Source organism: Streptomyces sp. NPDC085946 (genome assembly GCF_044540485.1).
Lineage (GTDB): Bacteria > Actinomycetota > Actinomycetes > Streptomycetales > Streptomycetaceae > Streptomyces.
In genome coordinates this window covers 61,722-82,582 of sequence record NZ_JBITSF010000027.1, presented here as the reverse complement: position 1 = coordinate 82,582, position 20,861 = coordinate 61,722, and the positions used below count along the sequence as shown (strand labels likewise).

General features: G+C 69.1%; 13 protein-coding genes and 1 pseudogene. 8 read left to right on the top strand and 6 right to left on the bottom strand.

Translation table 11 applies throughout. The features are described from left to right. The first annotated feature begins 169 nt into the window (after positions 1-169). Complete coding sequence (locus ACIF8T_RS34650) at positions 170-1,303, top strand: DeoR/GlpR family DNA-binding transcription regulator (protein WP_400040706.1); 1,134 nt, start codon at positions 170-172, stop codon at positions 1,301-1,303. 267 nt (positions 1,304-1,570) lie between these two features. Here the strand turns inward: ACIF8T_RS34650 and ACIF8T_RS34645 are convergent, their stop codons facing one another. Together ACIF8T_RS34645 and ACIF8T_RS34640 are read right to left on the bottom strand one after the other, a co-directional pair. Then, the gene (locus tag ACIF8T_RS34645; RefSeq protein ID WP_400040704.1) at positions 1,571-1,771 is read right to left on the bottom strand and encodes a hypothetical protein; all 201 of its coding nucleotides are present in this window, start codon (positions 1,769-1,771) and stop codon (positions 1,571-1,573) included. Positions 1,772-1,830: 59 nt separating this feature from the next. Continuing rightward, positions 1,831-3,024 (bottom strand): ROK family protein, encoded by a 1,194-nt coding sequence (locus tag ACIF8T_RS34640; RefSeq protein ID WP_400040702.1) that lies wholly within the window; start codon positions 3,022-3,024, stop codon positions 1,831-1,833. Positions 3,025-3,331: 307 nt separating this feature from the next. On the opposite strand from ACIF8T_RS34640, the pseudogene ACIF8T_RS34635 reads away from it, so the two are divergent. From ACIF8T_RS34635 to ACIF8T_RS34620, 4 genes and pseudogenes are all read left to right on the top strand, one after another. Beyond that, positions 3,332-4,753: pseudogene (locus tag ACIF8T_RS34635) on the top strand (sugar ABC transporter ATP-binding protein); the annotation flags it as partial. Next, on the top strand, positions 4,745-5,209 hold the full coding sequence (locus ACIF8T_RS34630) for a ThuA domain-containing protein (protein ID WP_400040715.1): 465 nt from the start codon (positions 4,745-4,747) through the stop codon (positions 5,207-5,209). The pseudogene ACIF8T_RS34635 and the gene ACIF8T_RS34630, both read left to right, overlap by 9 nt. Then, positions 5,206-8,289, top strand: a complete 3,084-nt coding sequence (locus ACIF8T_RS34625) for a ThuA domain-containing protein (protein ID WP_400040700.1) — start codon at positions 5,206-5,208, stop codon at positions 8,287-8,289. The genes ACIF8T_RS34630 and ACIF8T_RS34625 overlap by 4 nt, the downstream gene beginning before the upstream one ends. 113 nt (positions 8,290-8,402) lie before the next feature. Beyond that, positions 8,403-9,380 carry a multicopper oxidase domain-containing protein gene (locus tag ACIF8T_RS34620; protein WP_400040698.1) on the top strand — a complete coding sequence of 326 codons (978 nt, stop codon included), beginning with the start codon at positions 8,403-8,405 and terminating at the stop codon, positions 9,378-9,380. 78 nt (positions 9,381-9,458) lie between these two features. On the opposite strand, the gene ACIF8T_RS34615 is transcribed toward ACIF8T_RS34620, so the two are convergent. Continuing rightward, the gene (locus ACIF8T_RS34615; RefSeq protein ID WP_400040696.1) at positions 9,459-10,676 is read right to left on the bottom strand and encodes an IS110 family transposase; all 1,218 of its coding nucleotides are present in this window, start codon (positions 10,674-10,676) and stop codon (positions 9,459-9,461) included. Between the two features lie 286 nt (positions 10,677-10,962). Then, positions 10,963-12,141 (bottom strand): substrate-binding domain-containing protein, encoded by a 1,179-nt coding sequence (locus ACIF8T_RS34610; protein ID WP_400040694.1) that lies wholly within the window; start codon positions 12,139-12,141, stop codon positions 10,963-10,965. Positions 12,142-12,225: 84 nt separating this feature from the next. Between ACIF8T_RS34610 and ACIF8T_RS34605 the strand changes: the two genes are divergently transcribed. The 3 genes from ACIF8T_RS34605 to ACIF8T_RS34595 all read left to right on the top strand — a co-directional run bounded on the left by ACIF8T_RS34605 (position 12,226) and on the right by ACIF8T_RS34595 (position 18,408). After that, a complete protein-coding gene (locus ACIF8T_RS34605) occupies positions 12,226-13,359 on the top strand; it encodes a Gfo/Idh/MocA family protein (RefSeq protein WP_400040692.1) in 1,134 nt (377 codons plus the stop codon). A gap of 66 nt (positions 13,360-13,425) precedes the next feature. Then, positions 13,426-14,304: a sugar phosphate isomerase/epimerase family protein gene (locus ACIF8T_RS34600; protein ID WP_400040691.1), complete on the top strand. Its 879-nt coding sequence runs from the start codon at positions 13,426-13,428 to the stop codon at positions 14,302-14,304. A gap of 75 nt (positions 14,305-14,379) precedes the next feature. Then, positions 14,380-18,408 (top strand): ThuA domain-containing protein, encoded by a 4,029-nt coding sequence (locus ACIF8T_RS34595; protein WP_400040689.1) that lies wholly within the window; start codon positions 14,380-14,382, stop codon positions 18,406-18,408. A gap of 114 nt (positions 18,409-18,522) precedes the next feature. On the opposite strand, the gene ACIF8T_RS34590 is transcribed toward ACIF8T_RS34595, so the two are convergent. Both ACIF8T_RS34590 and ACIF8T_RS34585 read right to left on the bottom strand, forming a co-directional pair. Continuing rightward, a complete protein-coding gene (locus ACIF8T_RS34590; RefSeq protein WP_400040687.1) occupies positions 18,523-19,524 on the bottom strand; it encodes a sugar phosphate isomerase/epimerase family protein in 1,002 nt (333 codons plus the stop codon). Positions 19,525-19,538: 14 nt separating this feature from the next. Continuing rightward, positions 19,539-20,732, bottom strand: coding sequence for a Gfo/Idh/MocA family protein (locus ACIF8T_RS34585; protein WP_400040685.1), 1,194 nt, complete (start codon positions 20,730-20,732; stop codon positions 19,539-19,541). Positions 20,733-20,861: the final 129 nt, after the last annotated feature.

Below are 20,861 nucleotides of genomic sequence, written 5' to 3'. Positions count from 1 at the left end.
GGGCGGGGGGGTCGGCCGGCCCTGGGGGGCGCGGGGGGGGGCCCCGCCGCCCCACCGCGGCGGCCCGCCGGGCCCCCGCCGCGGGCGCCCCCCCCCCCCCCCCGCCCGCGGCGACCGCGTCCCGTCGGTCCGGGCGGCGGACACACCGCTCGGCCCTCATCCTGGGCCGATGCGCCGTCACCCTGCTTTGGCTCGCCGGACCCGGATGCGAAACCGACAGAACCTTTGCCATCAGGCTTGTCCACCCGTCTCGGACCCCTCCGGGCCGTCTGTCCGTCCGACGGACAGAGGCACGCCGGCGGCGTCCGGAACGGCGGAACGGCTTCGCCGTGGTGAGCCCCGGGGTGTCGTACGACCCAGAACGGAACCGACTTGTGAGCGTCATCCGATCGCAGCGAGGCTGGTCATGACTTCCCTCCGCCGGCCACAGGACGCTGCCGACATACACCACCTCGGCCAGGGCCGCCGTACTCGGGTCGCCGACATCGTCCGACGGCAGAGTCAGGGGGCGAGCACCGGCTCGGCGAGACGGGCCGCCGCGGAGGAGCGCAGGGAAAGCATCGTGTCCGCCGTCCGGGCACGCGGCAACGTGCTGGTGAGCGACCTGGCCGAATTCCTGGGGATCAGCGAGCCCACGCTGCTCAGGGACCTGTCCGTCCTGGAGCGTATGAATGTGCTGCGCCGTACGAGAGACGGAGCGGTCGTCGCGGGCCCCTGTCATGCCCCTTCTGCGTCGATCGGCCGCGAGCGTCGCAGTGGTGCCCACGCGCAGTTCGCGCGCCTGTGCATGGACCTCATCAGCGAGGAGCAGACGATCTTCCTCGACTCCGGCCGCGTGAGTCACGCTCTCGCCGAGGCTCTCGGGCGGTCTCGGGTGAGCGTGTTGACCAACGCGCTGGGAGTGGCGGTGGTCCTGGCGGAACGGCACGCCGCGCACCATGTGCTCCTCGGCGGGGAGCTGTGCCCGACCGGCCGGGCACTGGTCGGCCCGGTGGCCGCCGCCACTCTGGAACGCTTCACCGTCGACATCGCGTTCATCACCGTCAGCGGAGTCACCAGCCACGGCATCAGCGTCCCGGCAACGGCGGAGGGCCACATCAAGCAGGTTGCCATGGCCCGGGCACGGAGGGTGGTCGTGGTGGCAGAGGCACCCGCGATCGGGCGCGACGCCTTCTTCTGCATCGCGGGACTTGAGGACGTCGACGACATCGTCTGTGACCTGCCGCAGCCCGATCTCGTCCGCTGGTGCAGAGCGCACGACGTCCGCCTGCACTACGTCGAGCAGGGCTCCGAGGTGACGTGACACCGGACTGCTCGCCCGGAGCGGCGGCATCACCGCGGACACGGCCGGGAGGAACGCAGCCTGCCCGACGCCCTTCTGGCGCTGCACGAGTACCGTCGTCCGGCCGAGCACCGCCGTGCGGGGGCGGTGGCGGTCGGTGCCGGGCCGAGACCCACGGCTGCCGAGGCGGGAGGCGGGCCACGGGGGAGAGCGATCGTGGTCGGTGAGCCGGCCGGAAGAGCGCCTCATGGTACGGCCGACGCGCCTCGTCGCGTCAGCCGTCGTGGGTCAGACGGTTCCTCCGGCCTCGGCGAGCGGGATCAGCAGCACGCCGGGCACGTCCGGCAGCGACACCTTCAGTACCTCCCCGTCCCACGCCGCAGAGCCGTCGGTCCGCCCCGACCCGTCGTTGCACGCCCTGCGTGAGACGCAGAAGGAGGCGTAGCTGTGCCGGCGCGGCCGACGTCCCGCGCACGGCGACGACGCCAAGCGCCCTCACCGGTTCGCGGAGGACGCCGCCGTGCCGGAGAGGGAGCCCGTGCCCTTGATCACGGAGCGGCGAACTCCCGCACAGTGGAGCTCGCGATGGTCCGGTCGACCGCTGCGGCGCTGAGGGTGTGCTCGGCCACCATGACCGCAGCCCCGATGATGCCCGCGCGGTCGCCGAGTTGACGTCCTCGGATGGAAAGGTGCTGGGTGGCGAGGGGGAGGGAACGTCTGTATACGGCCTCTCGTACTCCGGCGAGCAGGTGTTCTCCGGCTTCCGAGAGGTCGCCGCCGATGATGATGACCTCCGGGTTGAAGAAGTTGACCAGCGCGGCCAGGACGTCTCCGATGTCCCGGCCCGCCTGACGGATCATCTGCACTGCGGCCGGATTGCCGGCGCGGACCAGCTCGACCACGGCCCGGCCGTCCGCGGCGTTCAGGCCCGCGTCACGCAGGCGGGCGGCCAGGGCGCCGCCACCGGCGACCGCTTCGAGGCAGCCGGTGTTTCCGCAGCGACAGGTTTCGTTCGCCGCCCTGGCCACCTCGATGTGGCCGATGTCGCCGGCCGAGCCCCGGGCACCGCGATGGAGGCGGTGTTCCGTGATGACGCCGCAGCCGATTCCGGTGCCGACCTTCACGAAGAGAAGATGCTCGAACTCGGAACTGGCGGCCCGGTGCTCTCCGAGCGCCATGATGTTGACGTCGTTGTCGACCAGGATGGGCACCCCGAGGCGGGAGGCGAGCCAGCCGGGCACGTCGAAACCGTCCCAGTTCGGCATGATCGGCGGGTTCACGGGTCGGCCCGACGCGTGATCGACGGGGCCGGGGAGGCCTATGCCGACGCCGCACACATGGGAGAGGGTGTGCCCGGCCCCGGCCAGCAGATCCGTGAACTCGTCGACGATCCAGCCCAGAACGCGCTCCGGGCCCTCCGCGATCCTCATGTCGCGGCTGCGTTCGACCAGTACACGGGCTGCCAGATCGGTGACGGCGATCCGCGCGTGGGTGGCTCCGAGGTCCGCGGCGAGGACCGTCCGAGCACCGGAGTTGAAGGAGAATGCCACGGCGGGTCTGCCGCCCGAGGAGATCACCTCACCCGCCGGTCGGATCCACTGCTGATCGGCCAACGCGTCGAGCCGCTGACTCACGGTCGATCTGGCGAGGCTCGTCAGCTGCACCAACTCCGTGCGGGTGCGGGCACGGCCATCGCGCAGGATCGCCAGAAGGGCGCCGGCGCCTGCCGGTTCGGTGGTCAACGTCCTGTCTCCATCTCTCCGGGTACCACGGTCGGTTGACACCTACCGATTATAACTACGCTCCGTGCATTTATGGTTGACGCTCGTCGTAACTCATCTCTAGTATCCGCAACATGCTCGATATACGACGATGGTCGGCGAAAGTCAGGGTGGAAGTCGTCGAAAGCGGCTTCTTAAGTCGGATCCGCGCCCGAGCCGCGAGGCAATCCGGCGCCCGCCCGGTGGGCGTGGCGGCAGCGAACCTGGCGAGTGCCACGGAGGGTGTCGAGACGCTCAAGCTCTGCGCACAGGAGGGCAGGTGGGTGGAATGCTGAGCATGAAGGGCATCGGCAAGAGCTTCCCGGGCGCCCGCGTGCTGTCGGACGTGGATCTCGACGTGCGGGCCGGCGAGGTGCACGCCCTCATCGGCGAGAACGGCGCGGGGAAGTCGACGCTGATGAAGATTCTCGCCGGCGTGCACACGCCGGACGAGGGGACGATCACCCTCGACGGCCGCACCGTCCTCTTCAAGCATCCGACGGACGCTCAGCGTGCGGGCGTGTCGATCATTTACCAGGAACTCACCCTCCTCCCGGAGCGGACCGTCGCCGAGAACGTCTTCCTCGGCCGTGAGCCCAAGCGCCTCGGTCTCGTCGACAGGGCGGCGATGGAGGCGGCCACCGCACAACTCCTCGAGGAGCTCGGTGAGGCCTCGTTCGGCCCGCGCGATCCGGTGCGGCGTCTCTCGGTCGCCCAGCAGCAGGTGGTCGAAATCGTCAAGGCGCTGTCGGTGGACGCTCGCATCGTCGTGATGGACGAGCCGACGGCCGCCCTGGCCGAGAGCGAGGTCGAGCTGCTGTACCGGCTGGTCCGCCGGCTGAGCGAGCGCGGTGTCGCCGTCCTCTACATCTCGCACCGACTGCGGGAGATATTCGAACTCGCCGACCGCGTCACCGTGCTCAAGGACGGGGCCAAGGTCGCCACCCTTCCGATCGGGGAACTCACCACCGCCGAACTCGTCCGGCTGATGGTCGGCCGTGAACTCACCGAGTACTACCCGGCTCGCGCGACGCGTCCTCCCGGCGAGGTCCTGCTGTCAGTGCGTGGCGGCGGCAACGCCGCTCTCGACGGGATCGACCTGGAGCTGCGTGCGGGGGAGATCGTCGGTCTGGCCGGGCTGCAGGGAGCCGGCCGCACCGAACTCGCCAAGGCGCTGTTCGGCGCCGAGCCCTTCACCCGAGGCGAGATGACCCCCCGGCGCCCCGGCTCGGTTCGGGACGCGATCGCCGCCGGAATCGGCCTCGTCACCGAGGACCGCAAGTCCGAGGGCCTGGCCCTGCACCAGACGGTACGGGACAACGCCCTCCTGGTTGCCCGCGCCCGTGGCGGACGTGCCGGGACCTCGGTCCTGGATCTCCTGAAGCGGGTGCGTCTCGCGCCGCCTCGTACCGAGACCGAGGTCAGGTATCTCTCCGGCGGCAACCAGCAGAAGGTCGTCCTTGCGAAGTGGCTGACGGTGGCTCCGAAGGTCCTCCTGTTCGACGAGCCGACCCGCGGCGTCGACGTCGGAGCGAAAGCCGCCATCCACGAGCTCATACGAGAACTCGCCGAGGACGGCATGACCGTCCTCATGGTCTCCTCCGAACTCCCCGAACTCATCGGGATGAGTGACCGCATCGTCGTCCTGAGAGAAGGCCGCATCGCCGGCCACCTGCCCGCGAACTCCTCGGAGGAAGCCGTGATGCACCTGCCACCTCCCTGGGTGAAGCGCGCCCTCGCCGCGCTCACCGCGCCTCTGCTCGCCCTGACCGCGCTGCAGGCCACACCGGCCCTCGCGCACGAGGGGCATCCGCACGGCGAGAACCTCAAGGTGCTCCTCTTCACCAAGACGGCGGCCGGCGCCTACCGGCACGGCTCCATAGACGCGGCTGTCCAGGCGTTCACCCGGATGGGTGCCGAGCACGGCATCCAGATGGACCGGAGCGAGGACGCGAACGTCTTCAACACGACCACCCTGAACACGTACGACGCCGTGGTCATGCTCCAGACCTCGGGCATGGTGTGGGACACGGACGCCCAGCGTGCCGCCGCCCAGGAGTACGTGCGCAGCGGACACGGAATCGTCGCGGTCCACAACGCCACGGACATGAACATCGAGTCGGAGTTCCCCTGGTGGGACCAGGTCGTCATGGCGGTGCCCATATGACGGCTCACTCCGCCACCGTGCGGGGCACGGCCAAGGTCGCGGACCGGTCGCACCCGTCGACTAAGGATCTGCCGGACCGCTGGGTGCGGACCGAGGAGTGGTACAACTTCGACAAGAACGCCCGCGGTGACGTGCACGTCCTGGTCACGGCGGACGAGACCACCTACGACGCCGGGTCCGCCAGGATGGGCGCCGACCACCCCATCTCCTGGTGCCGCAACGCCGAGGGCGGCAGGGTGTGGGCCACCGCCATGGGCCACGAGGCGGACTCCTACAGCGAGCCGTTGTTCGTGAAACACCTGCTCGGCGGCCTCCAGTGGGCCGGGGGCGCCGCCGAGGGCGACTGCGGTGGCACGGTCGCCGACCGTTTCCAGAAGGTCACCCTGGACGGCGCCCCGGACCAGCCCATGCAGCTCGACGTGGCTCCCGACGGCAAGGTCTTCTACATCTCGCGCTCCGGTGCGGTGAACGTCATCCACACCCACGACGACGTGCCCGAGACGCATGTCGCCGGGCGCCTCAACGTCTACCAGGGCGGCGAGGACGGCGGCGTGGGCCTGGCTCTGGACCCCGATTTCGCGACGAATCGATGGATCTACGTCAATCACTCACCCGCCGGCAGTGCCGAGATCAACCGAGTGTCCCGGTTCACCGTCAAGAGCGACGACACGCTGGACATGGCCAGTGAGAAGACGGTGATCGAGGTCCCGGCGTACCGGGATTCCGACGAGCCCGGCCACACCGGCGGCGGCCTCGACTTCGGCCCGGGCGGCAATCTCTACATCGGTGTCGGTGACGACACCAATCCGTTCTACTCGGACGGCTACGCCCCCATAGACGAACGACAGGGGCGGGAGAAGTTCGACGCCCAGCGCTCCTCCGCGAACACCAACGACCTCCGCGGCAAGATCCTGCGCGTCCAGCCGAAGGCCGACGGCGGCTACTCGATCCCCGAGGGCAACCTGTTCGAGCCGGGCACGGCCAAGACCCGGCCCGAGATCTACGCGATGGGCTTCAGGAACACCTTCCGCTTCGCCGTCGACCCGGAGACCGGCTGGATCTCCGCCGCCGACTACGGGCCCGACGCGAACCAGGCGAACCCCGACCGGGGCCCCGAGGGCACCGTCGAGTGGAACCTGATCAAGGAGTCGGGATTCTACGGCTGGCCCTACTGCGTGGGTGACAACACCCCCTTCAACGACTACGACTTCGCCGCGAGGACATCGGGCCCGAAGTTCGACTGCGGGGCACCGGTCAACGACTCGCCGAACAACACCGGCCTGACCAACCTGCCCGCCGCCAAGCCCGCGACGGTCTGGTACGACTACCACGCCTCGGCGAAGTTTCCCGAGATCGACGTCGCCGGCGGCGCGGCTCCGATGGGCGGCCCGTTCTACCACTACGACGCGGACAGCACGTCCGAGCGCAAGTTCCCCGAGTACTACGACAAGACGCCCTTCTTCTACGAGTGGAGCCGCAACTTCGTGAAGGAGTTCCGCCTCGACGACTCGGGCGGACTCCTGAAGATCAACCCCTTCGTCGCCCAACTCGCCCCCCGGGCGCCGATTGACATGAAGTTCGGCCCGGACGGCGCGATGTACCTCGCCGAGTGGGGCAACGGCTACGGGCACGCCAACACCGACGACGGCATCTACCGGATCGACTACGTCGCAGGCAACCGCGCCCCGTTGGCCAAGGCGAGCGCAACTCCCGATTCCGGGCAGGCCCCCCTGGAAGTCACCTTCTCCTCCAGCGGCTCCGCCGACCCGGACAAGGACGAACTCACCTACGCGTGGGACTTCGGTGACGGAGCCACGGCCACCGGCCCGAACCCCACGCACACCTACACCGCCAACGGCACCTACACCGCCCGGCTGACGGTCTCCGACAGCGGTGGCAGGACGGGCACCGCCAACGTGCCCATCACCGTGGGCAACACCCGCCCCAAGGTCACCTTCACCACGCCCGGCAACGGCAGCGTCATCGAATTCGGTGACACCCTCACCTACAGGATCGACGTGGACGATCCCGAGGATGGGGCCGTCGACTGCTCCAAGGTCGTGGTGACCGCAGCCCTCGGCCACGACAGCCACAGCCATGACACCGGCCAGTACACCGGGTGCAGCGGTACCATCACCACCAGCGCCTCCGGTCACGACGCCGCCAACACCTTCCTCGTCCTGTCGGCCGACTACACCGACGACGACGGCCTGAAGGGCACCACCAGCGTGACCCTCCAGCCCCGCCACAAGCAGGCCGAGTACTTCACCAGCCAGTCCGGGGTACGCGTCGTCGAACAGGGCGGTGCCGAGAACGGCAAGCGCATCGGATACATCACGAACGGCGGCTGGATCTCCTTCAAGCCACTGAACCTGTCGGAAGTCGAGTCGGTCGGCTTCCGGGTCTCAGCCCCCACGGACACCGGCGGCTCGATCGAGCTCCGGTCCGGCTCGCCGACCGGTGCGCTGATCGCCACCAGCCCCGTCCCGGCCACCGGCGGCTGGGACGACTACGTCGACCTCGACCCCGTCGCGGTCACCGACACACCGGACACCCAGACCGTGTACGTGGTCTTCAAGGCGCCGGTGGAGCACTCCTTCGACCTGGACGCGCTCACCTTCAACGCCTCCGAGGCCGGGTCGTCCGCTCCGCAGAGCGGTCGCACCTACACGGTGACGAGCGCGCACAGCGGCAAGCTGGTGGACGTGCTGCACGTGTCGAACGACAACGGAGCGGCGGTCATCCAGTACACGCCGAACGGCGGCGCCAACCAACGGTGGCGACTGACCGACGCGGGTGACGGCGCCTACACCCTGGCGGCGCAGCACAGCGCCAAGTGCCTGGACGTGCCCTCCGAAGGCGGCTCCCGCCTCCAGCAATGGGACTGTGTCAACGGCGCAGCGAACCAGAAGTGGCGACTCGAACGGGTTGAATCCGGTGTCTATCGGGTCATCTCGTTCGCCAGTGGGAGATGCCTGGACATTCCTGAAGCTTCTACCGCGAACGGAGTCCGGCTGACCGAGGCGCCGTGCAGCGCCTCGGCGATCAGCCAGCGATGGAAGTTCGACGAGGCCGGCTGATCCCTTCTTTCCCGCACCCGGTGCCTGCCCGCGTTCGTTCGCGGGCGGGCACCGGGTCTGTCGACGCCGAGGGTACGGCGTCCCATCGCGCGTACTACACCGAGGAGTTCGCCATGGACCGACGTGATTTCAACCGACGTGTACTGCTGGGCGGCGCGGTTGCCGCCACATCGTTGTCCGTCGCATCGGAGGCCGCCGTCGGCGCCACCGGGCCGGTCAGGACCGCCCCCGGCGGGGGCAGGACACGGCGCATCAAGCTGTACGCCGAGGCACTCGCCGACGGGCGGATGGGCTACGGCCTGGAGAAGGGCGGGGCGATGGTCCCCGGACCGCTGATCGAGCTGAACGAGGGCGACACCCTGCACATCGAGCTCGAGAACACCATGGACGTGCCGGCGAGTCTGCACGTGCACGGCCTGGACTACGAGATCTCCAGCGACGGCACCCGGGCGAGCGGGAGCGACGTGGCGCCGGGCGCCACGCGTACGTACATCTGGCGCACCCACGCCCCCGGCCGCCGTAAAGACGGCACCTGGCGTGCGGGCAGCGCCGGTTACTGGCACTACCACGACCATGTGGTGGGCACCGAGCACGGCACGGAGGGCATCCGCCAAGGGCTGTACGGGCCGGTGATCGTGCGGCGGAAGGGCGACGTGCTGCCCGATGCCACCCACACGATCGTCTTCAACAACCTGACGATCAACAACAGGCCGGCGCACACGGGCCCGCACTTCGAGGCCACGGCGGGAGACCGTGTCGAGTTCGTGATGATCACGCACGGTTCCGCCTATCACACGTTCCACCTGCACGGTCATCGCTGGGCGGACAACCGGACGGGCCTGCTCGCCGGACCGCATGACCCCAGCCGGGTGATCGACAACAAGATCGTCGGCCCCGCGGACTCGTTCGGCTTCCAGGTGATCGCGGGGGAGGGGGTGGGCGCCGGCGCGTGGATGTACCACTGCCACGTGCAGAGCCACGCGGACATGGGCATGGTCGGTCTGTTCCTGGTGAAGGAGCCCGACGGCACGATCCCGGGCTACGACCCGCACGCGCCGCACCCGTCGCACGAGCCGCCGCACAAGCACTGACGGGCGGTGGGGGGGGTGCCTCTATGTCTTTGGTCAAGGCACCCCTGTCGGGTTTGGGGTGGTTCGGGGTTGCTGGGGTTATGCGGCGAGCTCGACGTCCGTCGGTGTCCGGGATTCGTAGAAGGTGCCGTCGCGGAGCATGGCGGACAGGACGCTGATGCGTTGGCGGGCGAGGCGGAGGAGGGCCTGGGTGTGGGTCTTGCCGCGGGCTCGCTGGCGGTCGTAGTAGGTGCGGGAGGCGGGGTCGGCGTTCATGCAGGCGAAGGCGGACAGGAACATGGCGCGTTTGAGCTGCCGGTTGCCGCCTCGTGGTGCGTGTTCGCCGTGGATCGAGGTCCCCGACTGCTTCGTGGTGGGGGCGAGTCCGGCGTAGGAGGCGAGGTGGGCGGCGGTGGGGAAGCTGGTGCCGTTGCCGACGGTGACCAGCAGGACGGCGGCGGTCCTGACGCCGACGCCGGGCATCGACGTCAGGACCGGGGAAAGAGGGTGAGCCTCCAGCAGGGTGTTGATCTGGGCTTCCATCGCCCGGCGCTGGGTGTGGACGGCGGCCAGGGAGGCGGCCAGAGAGGGGATGACGATGTCGAGGGTTCCGGTGCCCGGAACGACGACGGTCTGCTCGTCCAGTGCGTCGAAGACATCGTCGATGAGCCGCTGGGCCATGCGGGGGGCCTTGGGCCGGATCAGTTCCACGAGTCTGCGGCGGCCGGCCTTGCGCAGGGCGGACGGGGAGCCGTGGCGCTCCAGCAGCCAGGTCACGGCCTGGTGGTCCAGACGCGGACCCAGGACACGCTCGAGGCTGGGGTGGAACTGGGTGAGCAGGCCGCGTATCCGGTTGGACGTGCGGGTGGCCTCGGCCGCGAGGTCCTGGTCGAAGCCGACCAGGACCGTGAGTTCGGCGGTGATCTCGTCGGTCAGCTCCAGGGACCGCAGGGTGTGCGGCATGGTGCGGGCCGCGTCCGCGATCACCGCGGCGTCCTTCGCGTCGGTCTTCGCCTCGCCCGGGTAGAGGTCGGCGATCCGGCGCATCGCCAGTCCGGGCAGATAGGCAACCTGGCAGCCCGCGTCACGGGCCACGGTCAGCGGGAGGGCGCCGATCGAGCCGGGCTGGTCGACGATCATCAGGACGGTGCCGAACTTGGCCGTGAGCTTGTCGAACACGGCCCGCAGTCTCGGCTCGCTGTTGGGCAGCGGCTTGTCGAAGACCTTCTTCCCGGCCGGGGTCAGCCCGTGGCCGTGGTGGGCACTCTTGCCGACGTCCAGGCCCAGGAACACGCCCACGTCTTCGATTTCGAACATCGTGCCCCTTCCCAAGGGGTGTTGACGGTGCCGGCCTCGGCTCGGGTGTCGTGCGCGCGCATCCACGTTATGCAGACCTGCCGCCCGCGAACTGCCCGGCGTTGCGCCGGACCGGACGATGGCCGGACCTCTCATCAGCGTCTCCGACGGCACCTCCCGGGCCCGGTGACACCACCCCCCAGGTCATCGACTTCGACAGGGGGACACAGTCATGCCGGGCCCGGAGGCCAGCGGCCCTCTTGCAGGACCGCGAAAAAGATAACGGGGCGTGCCCGCCCTGATGCGGTCAGTCGTTCCAGAAGCTCTGGCGTGCGACGGACCCGTGCACGGCCCGGCGGTACTGGCCCGGTGATGTGCCGGTGTGCTTCTTGAACACGACGCCCATGTACTCGGAGTGGCTGAAGCCGAGGCGCTGCGCGATCTGCTGCAGCGTCCAGTCCGTCGAGGACAGCAGCTCGGCGACGTGCCCGACGCGGACGCGCACGATCTCACCGTGGACCGTCCGGCCCAGACTCCGAAGGAACCGCTGGTCGAGCGCGCGTCTCGAGAGCCCGACGTGCCGGAGCACGGCGGCGACGGCCAGAGCCTGGTCCGAACGGTCACGGATGAACCGCAGGGCCTCGGCGACGAGGGGGTCCTGCACGGCGAGGATGTCCGACGACTGCCGGGTGACGAGACGGGTGGGTGCGATCAGTCGGAGGCCCGGCTCGAGGTCGTCGCCTCGCATCAGGCGGTCCAGGAGCTCCGCGGCGAGGTATCCCGTCCTCGTCGTGTCCGGCTCGATGCTGGACAGCGCCGGGGTCGTGAGGTTGCCGACGAGTTCGTCGTTGTCGACGCCGATGACGGCGACCGAGTCGGGCACCGCCAGACCGGCGAGCTTGCAGGCCTCCAGCACCTCCTGGCCGGCGATGTCGTAGCAGGCGAAGACGCCGACCGGCTTGGGGAGATCGGTAAGCCATTTCGCGAGAAGCTCGCGGTCGGCGGCGCGCATCCCCGAAGGCTGCATCCGGAACACCCCGGGGATCGAGCCGCGTTCGCGCACATGCTCTTCGAACCGGGCGCCGCGCTTGAGGGACCAGCCGAATCGTTCGTCGCCGCAGTAGGCGAAGTGCCGCAGTCCCCGCTCCTCGAAGTGCTGGACGGCCCACCGTGCGATCGTGCCGTCGTCGGTCTCCACGCCGGGCAGTTCGGGCAGGAGCCGTGCTGCGCTGAGATCGACCGTGGGCAGGCCGAGCCGCCGGATGAACGAGGCGGTCTCGGCGCTCTCGATCCGGGCCAGAACGCCGTGCCCGTGCCAGTCCTCGAGCCATGAGAAGTCGGTCTCGTGCCGGCTGTGCTCGGCGAGATACATCGACCAGCCCGGATGGGCTTCGACATATTTCCTGACGCCGCCCAGCACGCCGCGTGCGTATGCGTTGGAGGTTTCGACCAGCAGGGCGACATGACGTGTCTTCGGTGGGCGCATGCAAAAAGTCTAAGGAGGACTGCGGGATAACGCATGGCTCGGTCTCGGTCAACGTCCCTAATCTGGCAGGGCCATGGGAGGTCGATGATGACGCAGAAAGTACGGATGGCGATTGCCGGGCTCGGATTCGGAGCCGAGTTCATTCCCATCTATCAGGCACATCCGGACGCCGAGTTGGTGGCCGTCTGTCAGCGGACCGAGACGGCCGTGACCGAAGTCGCCAATCACTTCCGGATTCCGGGCCGGTACACCAGCTATGACGAGATGCTGCAGGACCCCGAAATCGACGCCGTTCACATCAACACGCCGATCCCGAACCACGCGGAGCACACGGTGTCGGCCCTGCGCGCCGGCAAACACGTCGCGTGCACGGTGCCGATGGCCACGACGCTCGACGAGTGCCGGGAGATCGTGGCCGCGGTCCGGGAATCGGGCCGGAAATACATGATGATGGAGACGGTCGTCTACTCCCGCGAGTTCCTGCACGTCCGGGATCTCGTGGAGAACGGCACCATAGGTCGTGTCCAGTTCCTGCGCGGTGCCCACTACCAGGAGATGGCGGGCTGGCCCGGGTACTGGGAGGGCCTGCCGCCCATGCATTACGCGACGCACGCGGTGAGCCCCGTGCTGAGTCTCGCCGGTGCGCAGGCCGAGAGCGTCGTGTGTATCGGTTCGGGCCGGATCGCACCGGCCCTCGCGGAAAAGTACGGTTCGCCGTTCGCCGTCGAAAGCGCCCTTCTCACACTCCGCCACTCGGACGTCGGCGCCGAGATCGCGCGCTCGCTCTTCGAGACGGCACATGAATACGTCGAGAGCTTCACGGTGTTCGGGGACCGGGCGAGCTTCGAATGGGAACAGACCCAGGGCTCGGGGCACGTGCTGCACACCGGCGAGGTCCCGAAAGTCATCGACGTTCCGGACTTCGCGCACCGGTTGCCGCCCGAGATCGCACCGTTCACGACGCGCGGGGTCTACGACGACGAGAACGAACACCTCTCGTTCGCTCAGGGCAGCGGCCACGGCGGATCGCATCCGCATCTGGCCCACGAGTTCGTCCGGAGCATCGTCGAGGACCGACCCCCGGCGATCGACGAGATCACCGCGGCCAACTGGACGTCGGTCGGTATCTGCGCGCACACGTCGGCCATGAACGGGGGAGCACGGGTGCCGATTCCCGACTACGAGGAACAGCTCGAGCAGCGACGGTCCGGGAACTGACCGGCAGTGCCGTCGAGGGTCGACCCGGGCAGCCCGGGGACGAAGACGAACGCGATGGGAGGACCGATGAAGGCAGGGCGGACGTTCGGGGTCAACACCTGGGTCTGGGCCTCGCCCCTGACCGACCGGCGGCTGGTCGAACTGGCGCCGCGCATCCGGGAGTGGGGCTTCGACGTGGTCGAGCTCCCGGTGGAGAACACCGGCGACTGGGATCCCGGCCGGGCGGCGAAACTGCTCGACTCCCTCGGCCTGTCGGCCACCGTCGTCGTGGCGATGGCACCGGGGCGCGAACTGGTCGCGGCGGACGGGAGGACCATAGCCGCCACCCGCGACTTTCTGAGCCATGTGATCGACACGGCTGCCGCCGTCTCCTCGCCGGTCGTCGCAGGTCCCGTCTACGCCTCGGTGGGGCGCACCTGGCGGATGAACGACGCGGAGCGGCGCGCCTGCTACGAGCAGCTGCGGGACGGTCTCGCTCCGGTAGTCGAACACGCGCGCGGAGCCGGCGTCACCGTGGCGGTCGAACCCCTCAACCGCTACGAGACCAGCGTGCTCAACACCGTCGACCAGACGCTCGAGGCGCTCACAGGCCTGCCGGCCGAAGGCTGCGGGATCGCCCTGGACGTCTACCACATGAACATCGAGGAGCAGGACATCCCCGCGGCCGTGCGCAGGGCGGGCGACCGGATCGCCCATGTCCAGGTCAGCGCGAACGACCGGGGCGCTCCCGGTGCGGACCACCTCGACTGGCCCGGCATCCTCACCGCTCTCGACGCGGCCGGGTACCAGGGGCCCCTCGTGATCGAGTCGTTCACCGGGGACAACGAGACGATCGCCACGGCCGCTTCGATCTGGCGTCCCCTGGCGCCGACCCAGGACGCGATCGCGGTCGGCGGGCTGTCCTTCCTCACCGAAGCGTCTCTCGGGTGCCGCAGTGCCCCGTGAGTTCCTCATTCCGCACCCGCAACGAAATGATGGAGAGGACCTATGCGACAACGTCGTAGATACACCCTTTTCACGGTGGTGGTGGCATTCCTGGTCTCGCTACTTCCAGGAATAGCCGCCAGCGCCGCGGAAGACGTCGCGGAAGACTATGATGTGCTGTTCTTCCACAAGACGACCGGCTTCCGGCACGACTCGATACCGGCCGCCCTCGCCGCCGTCGAACAGCTGGGCCAGGACAACGGCTTCGCGGTGACCGAGACGCAGGACGCCTCGGTCTTCACCGACCAGGGGCTGGCACCGTACGAGGCCATCGTCTTCTTCACCGACGGTGAGAAAACCCTCGATGCCGCTCAGCGGCAGGCGTTCGAGCGCTACATTCAGCGCGGCGGAGGCTTCGTCGGGCTGCACTCGGCGTCGAACATGGACAAGACCGACTGGCCCTGGTGGTCGGACCTCATGGGCGGCGCGTTCTTCAAGAGCCACCCCTCCGGCGGCGACCAGTTCCAGGAGGCGACCGTACGGATCGAAGACCCCGCGCATCCGTCGACCGCCGGTCTGCCGGCCGAATGGGTCCGTGAGGACGAGTGGTACAACTTCACCGCCAACCCGCGCGGGAAGGTCCACGTCCTCGCCACCCTGGACGAGTCGACGTACAGCCCGGGACCGGACGCCATGGGCGACGACCACCCGATCGCCTGGTGCTCCGCCTTCGACGGCGGCCGGACCTGGTACTCGGCACTGGGCCACAAGCCGCAGTACTACGATGAGCCGTTGATGCGCCAGCACATCCTTGGCGGCATCCAGTGGGCGGCAGGCGCCGCCGACGGCTCCTGCGGGGAGCCGCGCGAAGGGACCCCCACGGAAGCCTCCTTCGAGAAGGTCGCGCTGGACGACAACACCGCCAACCCGATGGAACTCGCCGTCGCCCCCGATGGGCGGGTCTTCTACGTCGAGCTCGGCGGCAAGGTGAAGGTCTACAACCCCGAGACCAGTGGCGTGCGTACCGTCGCGCAGATTCCGGTGCACCGCGGCAACGAGAACGGGCTGTTGGGCATCGCCCTCGACCCCGACTTCGAGACGAACCACTGGGTCTATCTCTTCTACAGCGCACCATCGCCGGAAGTGCAGCACGTCTCCAGATTCACCGTCGAGGGCGACACCCTGGACATGGACTCCGAGAAGGTCCTTCTGAAGATCCCGCACCAGCGGGAGGTGTGCTGTCACTCCGCCGGTTCGATGAGGTTCGGCCCCGACGGCAACCTCTTCATCTCCACCGGAGACGACACCGCGCACTTCGCCTCGGACGGCTTCGCCCCCATCGACGGGCGCGTCCACGACGAGCACAACAGCGAGGACGCCAAGCATTCGTACGACGCCCGGCGCACCTCCGGCAACACCAACGACCTACGCGGCAAGATCCTGCGGATCACGCCCAAGGACGACGGCACCTATGCGATCCCCGACGGCAACCTGTTCCCGCCGGGAACCGAGAAGACGCGGCCCGAGATCTACACGATGGGCCACCGCAACCCGTTCCGGATCGCCGTCGACGACGAGACCGGCTGGGTCTACGCCGGCGAGGTCGGTCCCGACGCCGGGGGCGACAATCCCGACCGCGGTCCGCGCGGTTACGACGAGTGGAACCAGATCCGCGAGGCGGGCAACTACGGCTGGCCGTACTGCATCGCCGACAACCAGCCGTACCGTGAATGGGACTTCGGCACCAAGACCGCCGGTGAGTCCTTCGACTGCGCGAACGGCCCCGCCAACAAGTCCCCGTTCAACACCGGCCTGGAGACCGTCCCGCCGGCCAAGGACGCTTTCATCTGGTATCCGTACGGGTCGTCGCCGCAGTTCCCGGAGCTGCCCTCCGGGGGCGGACGCTCCGCGTACGCCGGAGACGTGTACCACTACGACAAGGACCTGCTGGGTGACGGGCAGTTCCCGGAGTACTACGACGACGCGGTGTTCGTCATGGAATGGTCGCGTAAATGGATCGGCGCGCTCAGGCTGGACGACAACGGAAACTACAAGAGCTTCGAGCGGTTCATGCCGAACACCCTCTTCCGCAGCCCGCACGACATGGAGTTCGGACCGGACGGGGCGATGTACCTGATCGAGTGGGGTATGGAAGCGAACTGGGCCGGAGGTGGCGTCAACCCGGACTCCGGTCTCTACAAGATCAACTACACCAAGGGTGCACGGACCCCGGTCGCGAAGGCCACTGCCGACCAGGACTCCGGGCCCCTTCCCTTGAAGGTTTCCTTCTCCAGCGAGGGCAGTCAGGACCCGGACGGTGACGAGCTGACGTACGCGTGGGACTTCGGTGACGGTACGACGTCGGACGAACCCAACCCGAGCCACACCTACGCTGACGCCGGCCAGTACACCGCACGGCTCACGGTCACCGACCCGTCGGGACGCTCCGGTGCCTCCAACCTCACGATCACCGCGGGGAACACGCGTCCCGAGGTGACCCTCGAACTGCCCCACGACGGGCAGGTGTTCGACTGGGGTGACGAGATTCCCTTCCGGGTCTCCGTGAAGGACGCCGAGGACGGCACCGGCGACGCGATCGACTGCGCTCGCGTGACCGTGCAACAGGGTCTCTACCACGACGAGGGCGGCAACGCGCACGTGCACCCCGGTCAGTCGCAGAACGGCTGCGAGGGCGTACTCGTCACCCCGAGCGACGCGGAGCACGGAGAGGCCGCGGACATCGCGCTGACGGTGACGGCCAGCTATACCGACCTGGGAGGCGAGGCGAGCGCGCCGGCGCTGACCGGTGGCGTGACGAACTTCCTGCAACAGCGGCGCAAGGAGACCGAGCACTTCAGCGACTCGTCGAACATCGGTGTCGGCGACGCCAAGGACCAGGAGTCCGGCGGCGGTAAGGCGATCATCGGTCAGGGCGGCGCGTGGGCGTCGTACGAGCCCTACAACCTCGAAGGCGTCGGCTCCATGACGCTGCGCGCCGCGTCGGCCGACGACGCGACGGTCGAGGTGCGGCGCGGCGCGCCCGACGGCGAGCTGCTGGGCACCGCGCGGATTGAGGGCAACGCCCAGGTACCGCGGACGCCGGGCCCGGAGGGCTTCGGCAGCGCCGTCCAGCTCAACGGATCCGGCCCGCAGGAGAAGGTGGAACTGCCCCAGGGGATCGTCGACGAAGTCGAGGACTTCACCATCTCGACGTGGGTGAACTGGTCCGGCAACCAGACGTGGGCCCGGATCTTCGACTTCGGCAGCGGCACCGACAACTACATGTTCCTCACGCCGAGCGCGGGCGGCACCGACAAGCTGCGGTTCGCGATCACGACGGGCTCCGGTGAGCAGCAGATCAACGGCTCGCAGCAACTGCCCACCGACGGCTGGCAGCACGTCGCGGTCACCCTGTCGGGCACGAAGGGCACGCTGTACCTGAACGGGGAGCCGATCGGGACCAACGACAACATGACGCTGCAACCGTCGGACCTCGGCCGGACGAACCAGAACTGGATCGGCGACTCCCAGTGGACGCCCGACCCGCTGCTCAACGGTTCCGTCGACGACTTCAACCTCTTCGGCCGGGCCCTGACGCCGGACGAGGTGAAGTCGCTGATGACCGGACCCGGCGGCTCGGCCGGCGGCGACATCGCCTGGTACCGGTTCGACGAGGACGGCGGCGCCACCGCGGTCGACTCCTCCGGGAAGGGCAACGACGCGAGCATCCTGCTCGCCGAGGGCAACGTCCCCTGGCAGAGCGTGACGTTCGACCTGAAGCAGACCGAGGGGACCTTCCCGCTGCACCTGGTCTTCCCGGACAGCCAGGTGCGGGTGAACTGGATGGAACTCGTCGCCGGGGTCACCGAGAAGTGCTCCGACGCCGATCGGCGGGAGACCGTCTTCACCGGCGATGTCGACAGCAAAGTGCCGAACGCCGAGGTCGGCGACGGATGCACGATCAACGACCTCATCCTGGACGAGCAGACATGGAGCGATCACCGTGGCTTCGTCCAGCATGTGCGAGAGGTGACGGCCAAGCTCGTCGACGACGGCGTGATCACCAGGAAGGAGGCTCGTGGCATCAACCGCGCTGCCAAGCGAAGCGACGTCGGCCGTGCGTGACGCGGGTCGCTGATGCCGTACCGGACAGACGCGGGTGGCCCGGGGCGCATGCGCCCCGGGCCACCCGGGTTCGGCAGTGCCGGCGGCTTTGCCGCCGGCACTCGGCCGGCTGTCTCAGTTTCCGCCGAAGGCCGCGTCGAAGGAGGTGGACGGCGGGCTGAAGTCGAACTCCTTGAGCCGGGCGAGGGCTTCGGGTGCGCCGTGGAGGCGGTCCATGCCGGCGTCTTCCCATTCGACGGAGACGGGGCCCTCGTAGCCGATGGAGCGCAGCATGCGGAAGACGTCCTCCCAGGGGACGTCGCCGTGGCCGGCGGAGACGAAGTCCCAGCCGCGGCGCGGGTCGCCCCAGGGCAGGTGGGAGCCGAGGCGGCCGTTGCGGCCGTCGAGGCGGGTGCGGGCCTCCTTGCAGTCGACGTGGTAGATCCGGTCGCGGAAGTCCCACAGGAAGCCGACGGGGTCGAGGTCCTGCCAGACGAAGTGGGAGGGGTCGAAGTTGAGGCCGAAGGCGGGCCGGTGGCCGATGGCCTCCAGGGCGCGGTGGGTGGTCCAGTAGTCGTAGGCGATCTCGCTGGGGTGGACCTCGTGGGCGAATCGCACGCCCTCGGCGTCGAAGACGTCCAGGATGGGGTTCCAGCGCTCGGCGAAGTCCTGGTAGCCGCGGTCGATCATGGACGCGGGGGCGGGCGGGAACATGGCGACCAGGTGCCAGATGGCCGAGCCGGTGAAGCCGATGACGGTGTCCACGCCGAAGGCCGCCGCGGCGCGGGCGGTGTCGGCGATCTCGGCGGCGGCCCGGCGGCGCACGCCCTCGGGCTCGCCGTCGCCCCAGATGCGGGCGGGCAGGATCGCCTGGTGGCGTTCGTCGATGATGGCGTCGCATACGGCCTGGCCGACCAGGTGGTTGGAGACGGCCCAGCACTTCAGGCCGTACTTCTCCAGCAGCTGGTGGCGGCTCTTGAGGTAGGAGGGGTCGGAGAGGGCCTTGTCGACCTCGAAGTGATCGCCCCAGCAGGCCAGTTCGAGGCCTTCGAAGCCGGCGTCGCTGGCGATCCGGCAGACCTCCTCCAGGGGCAGGTCCGCCCACTGGCCGGTGAAGAGGGTGAAACGGTGGGTCATGGCAGGCGTCCTTGTCAGTCTTCGAAGGTGGGCACGGCGGTGTAGACGCTGTCCTTGGAGGCGCTCTCCTCGACAGCGGCGAGCACCCGCTGCACCTGCAGTCCGTCGGCGAACGACGGGGAGGGGTGGGTGCCGTCGGCGATGGCGTGAACGAGGTCGCGGGCCTGGTGGACGAACGCGTGCTCGTAACCGAGTCCGTGACCGGGCGGCCACCAGGCAGCCACGTAGGGGTGATCGGGCTCGGTCACCAGGATGCGGCGGAAGCCGGCGTGGGCGCCGGGCTCGGCGCCGTCGAAGAAGTGCAACTCGTTGAGACGTTCGAGGTCGAAGAGGAGCGAGCCGCGCTCACCGTTGATCTCGATCTGCATCGCGTTCTTGCGGCCGGGGGCGAAGCGGGTGGCCTCGAAGGAGGCGAGCGCGCCGGACGGGAAGCGGCCGGTGAACAGGGCGGCGTCATCCACGGTGACCTGGCCGCGGCCAGCTCCCGCGGAGCCACTCAGTCCCGCCGACGAGGTAGCGGGCAGAGGGCGTTCGGGCACGAAGGTCGTCATGTGCGCGGAGACTCCGGCGAGGGGCTCGCCCACCAGGTGCTGGGCGAGGTCCACGAGGTGGGAGCCGAGATCGCCCAGGGCGCCGGACCCGGCCGACTCGCGCTTCAGCCGCCAGGTGAGGGGGAAGTCGGGATCGACGAGCCAGTCCTGGAGGTAGGCGAGGCGGACGTGCCGGATCTTGCCGAGCCTGCCGTCCTTGATCATGGAGTGGGCCAGGGAAAGGGCGGGCGTACGGCGGTAGTTGAAGCCGGCCATCGCGATCCGGCCCGGGTTGCGTTCCGCCGCGGCGACCATGGCCTCTGCTTCCTCGACCGTGTTGGCCAGAGGCTTCTCGCACAGCACGTGCTTGCCGGCGTCCAGCGCGGCGATGGCGATCTCCGCATGACTTTCGCCCGGGGTGCAGATGTCGATGACGTCGATGTCGTCGCGGGCGATCAACTGGCGCCAGTCGGTCTCGACGGACGACCAGCCCAGCTTGTCGGCGGCGGCGTGCGCAGCCTGCTGGTTCCGGCCGCACACCGCGGCGAGATGCGGCTCGAGCGGCAGGTCGAAGGCTCGGCCGGCCGTACGCCAGCCCTGCGAGTGGACGGCACCCATGAAGGCGTAGCCGATGAGGCCGATCCCGAGACGGGGCCTGTGGGCGACGGTGGATTCCATATGAGTGAATTCTCCTTGAGCAGGCCGGGGGGGGGGGGGGGCCGCCCCCCCCCCCCCCCCCCCCCCGGCCCGGGGGGGGGGCGCCCCCCCCCCGGGGGCTGGGGGACCCCGCCGCCTATCGCCGCGTCC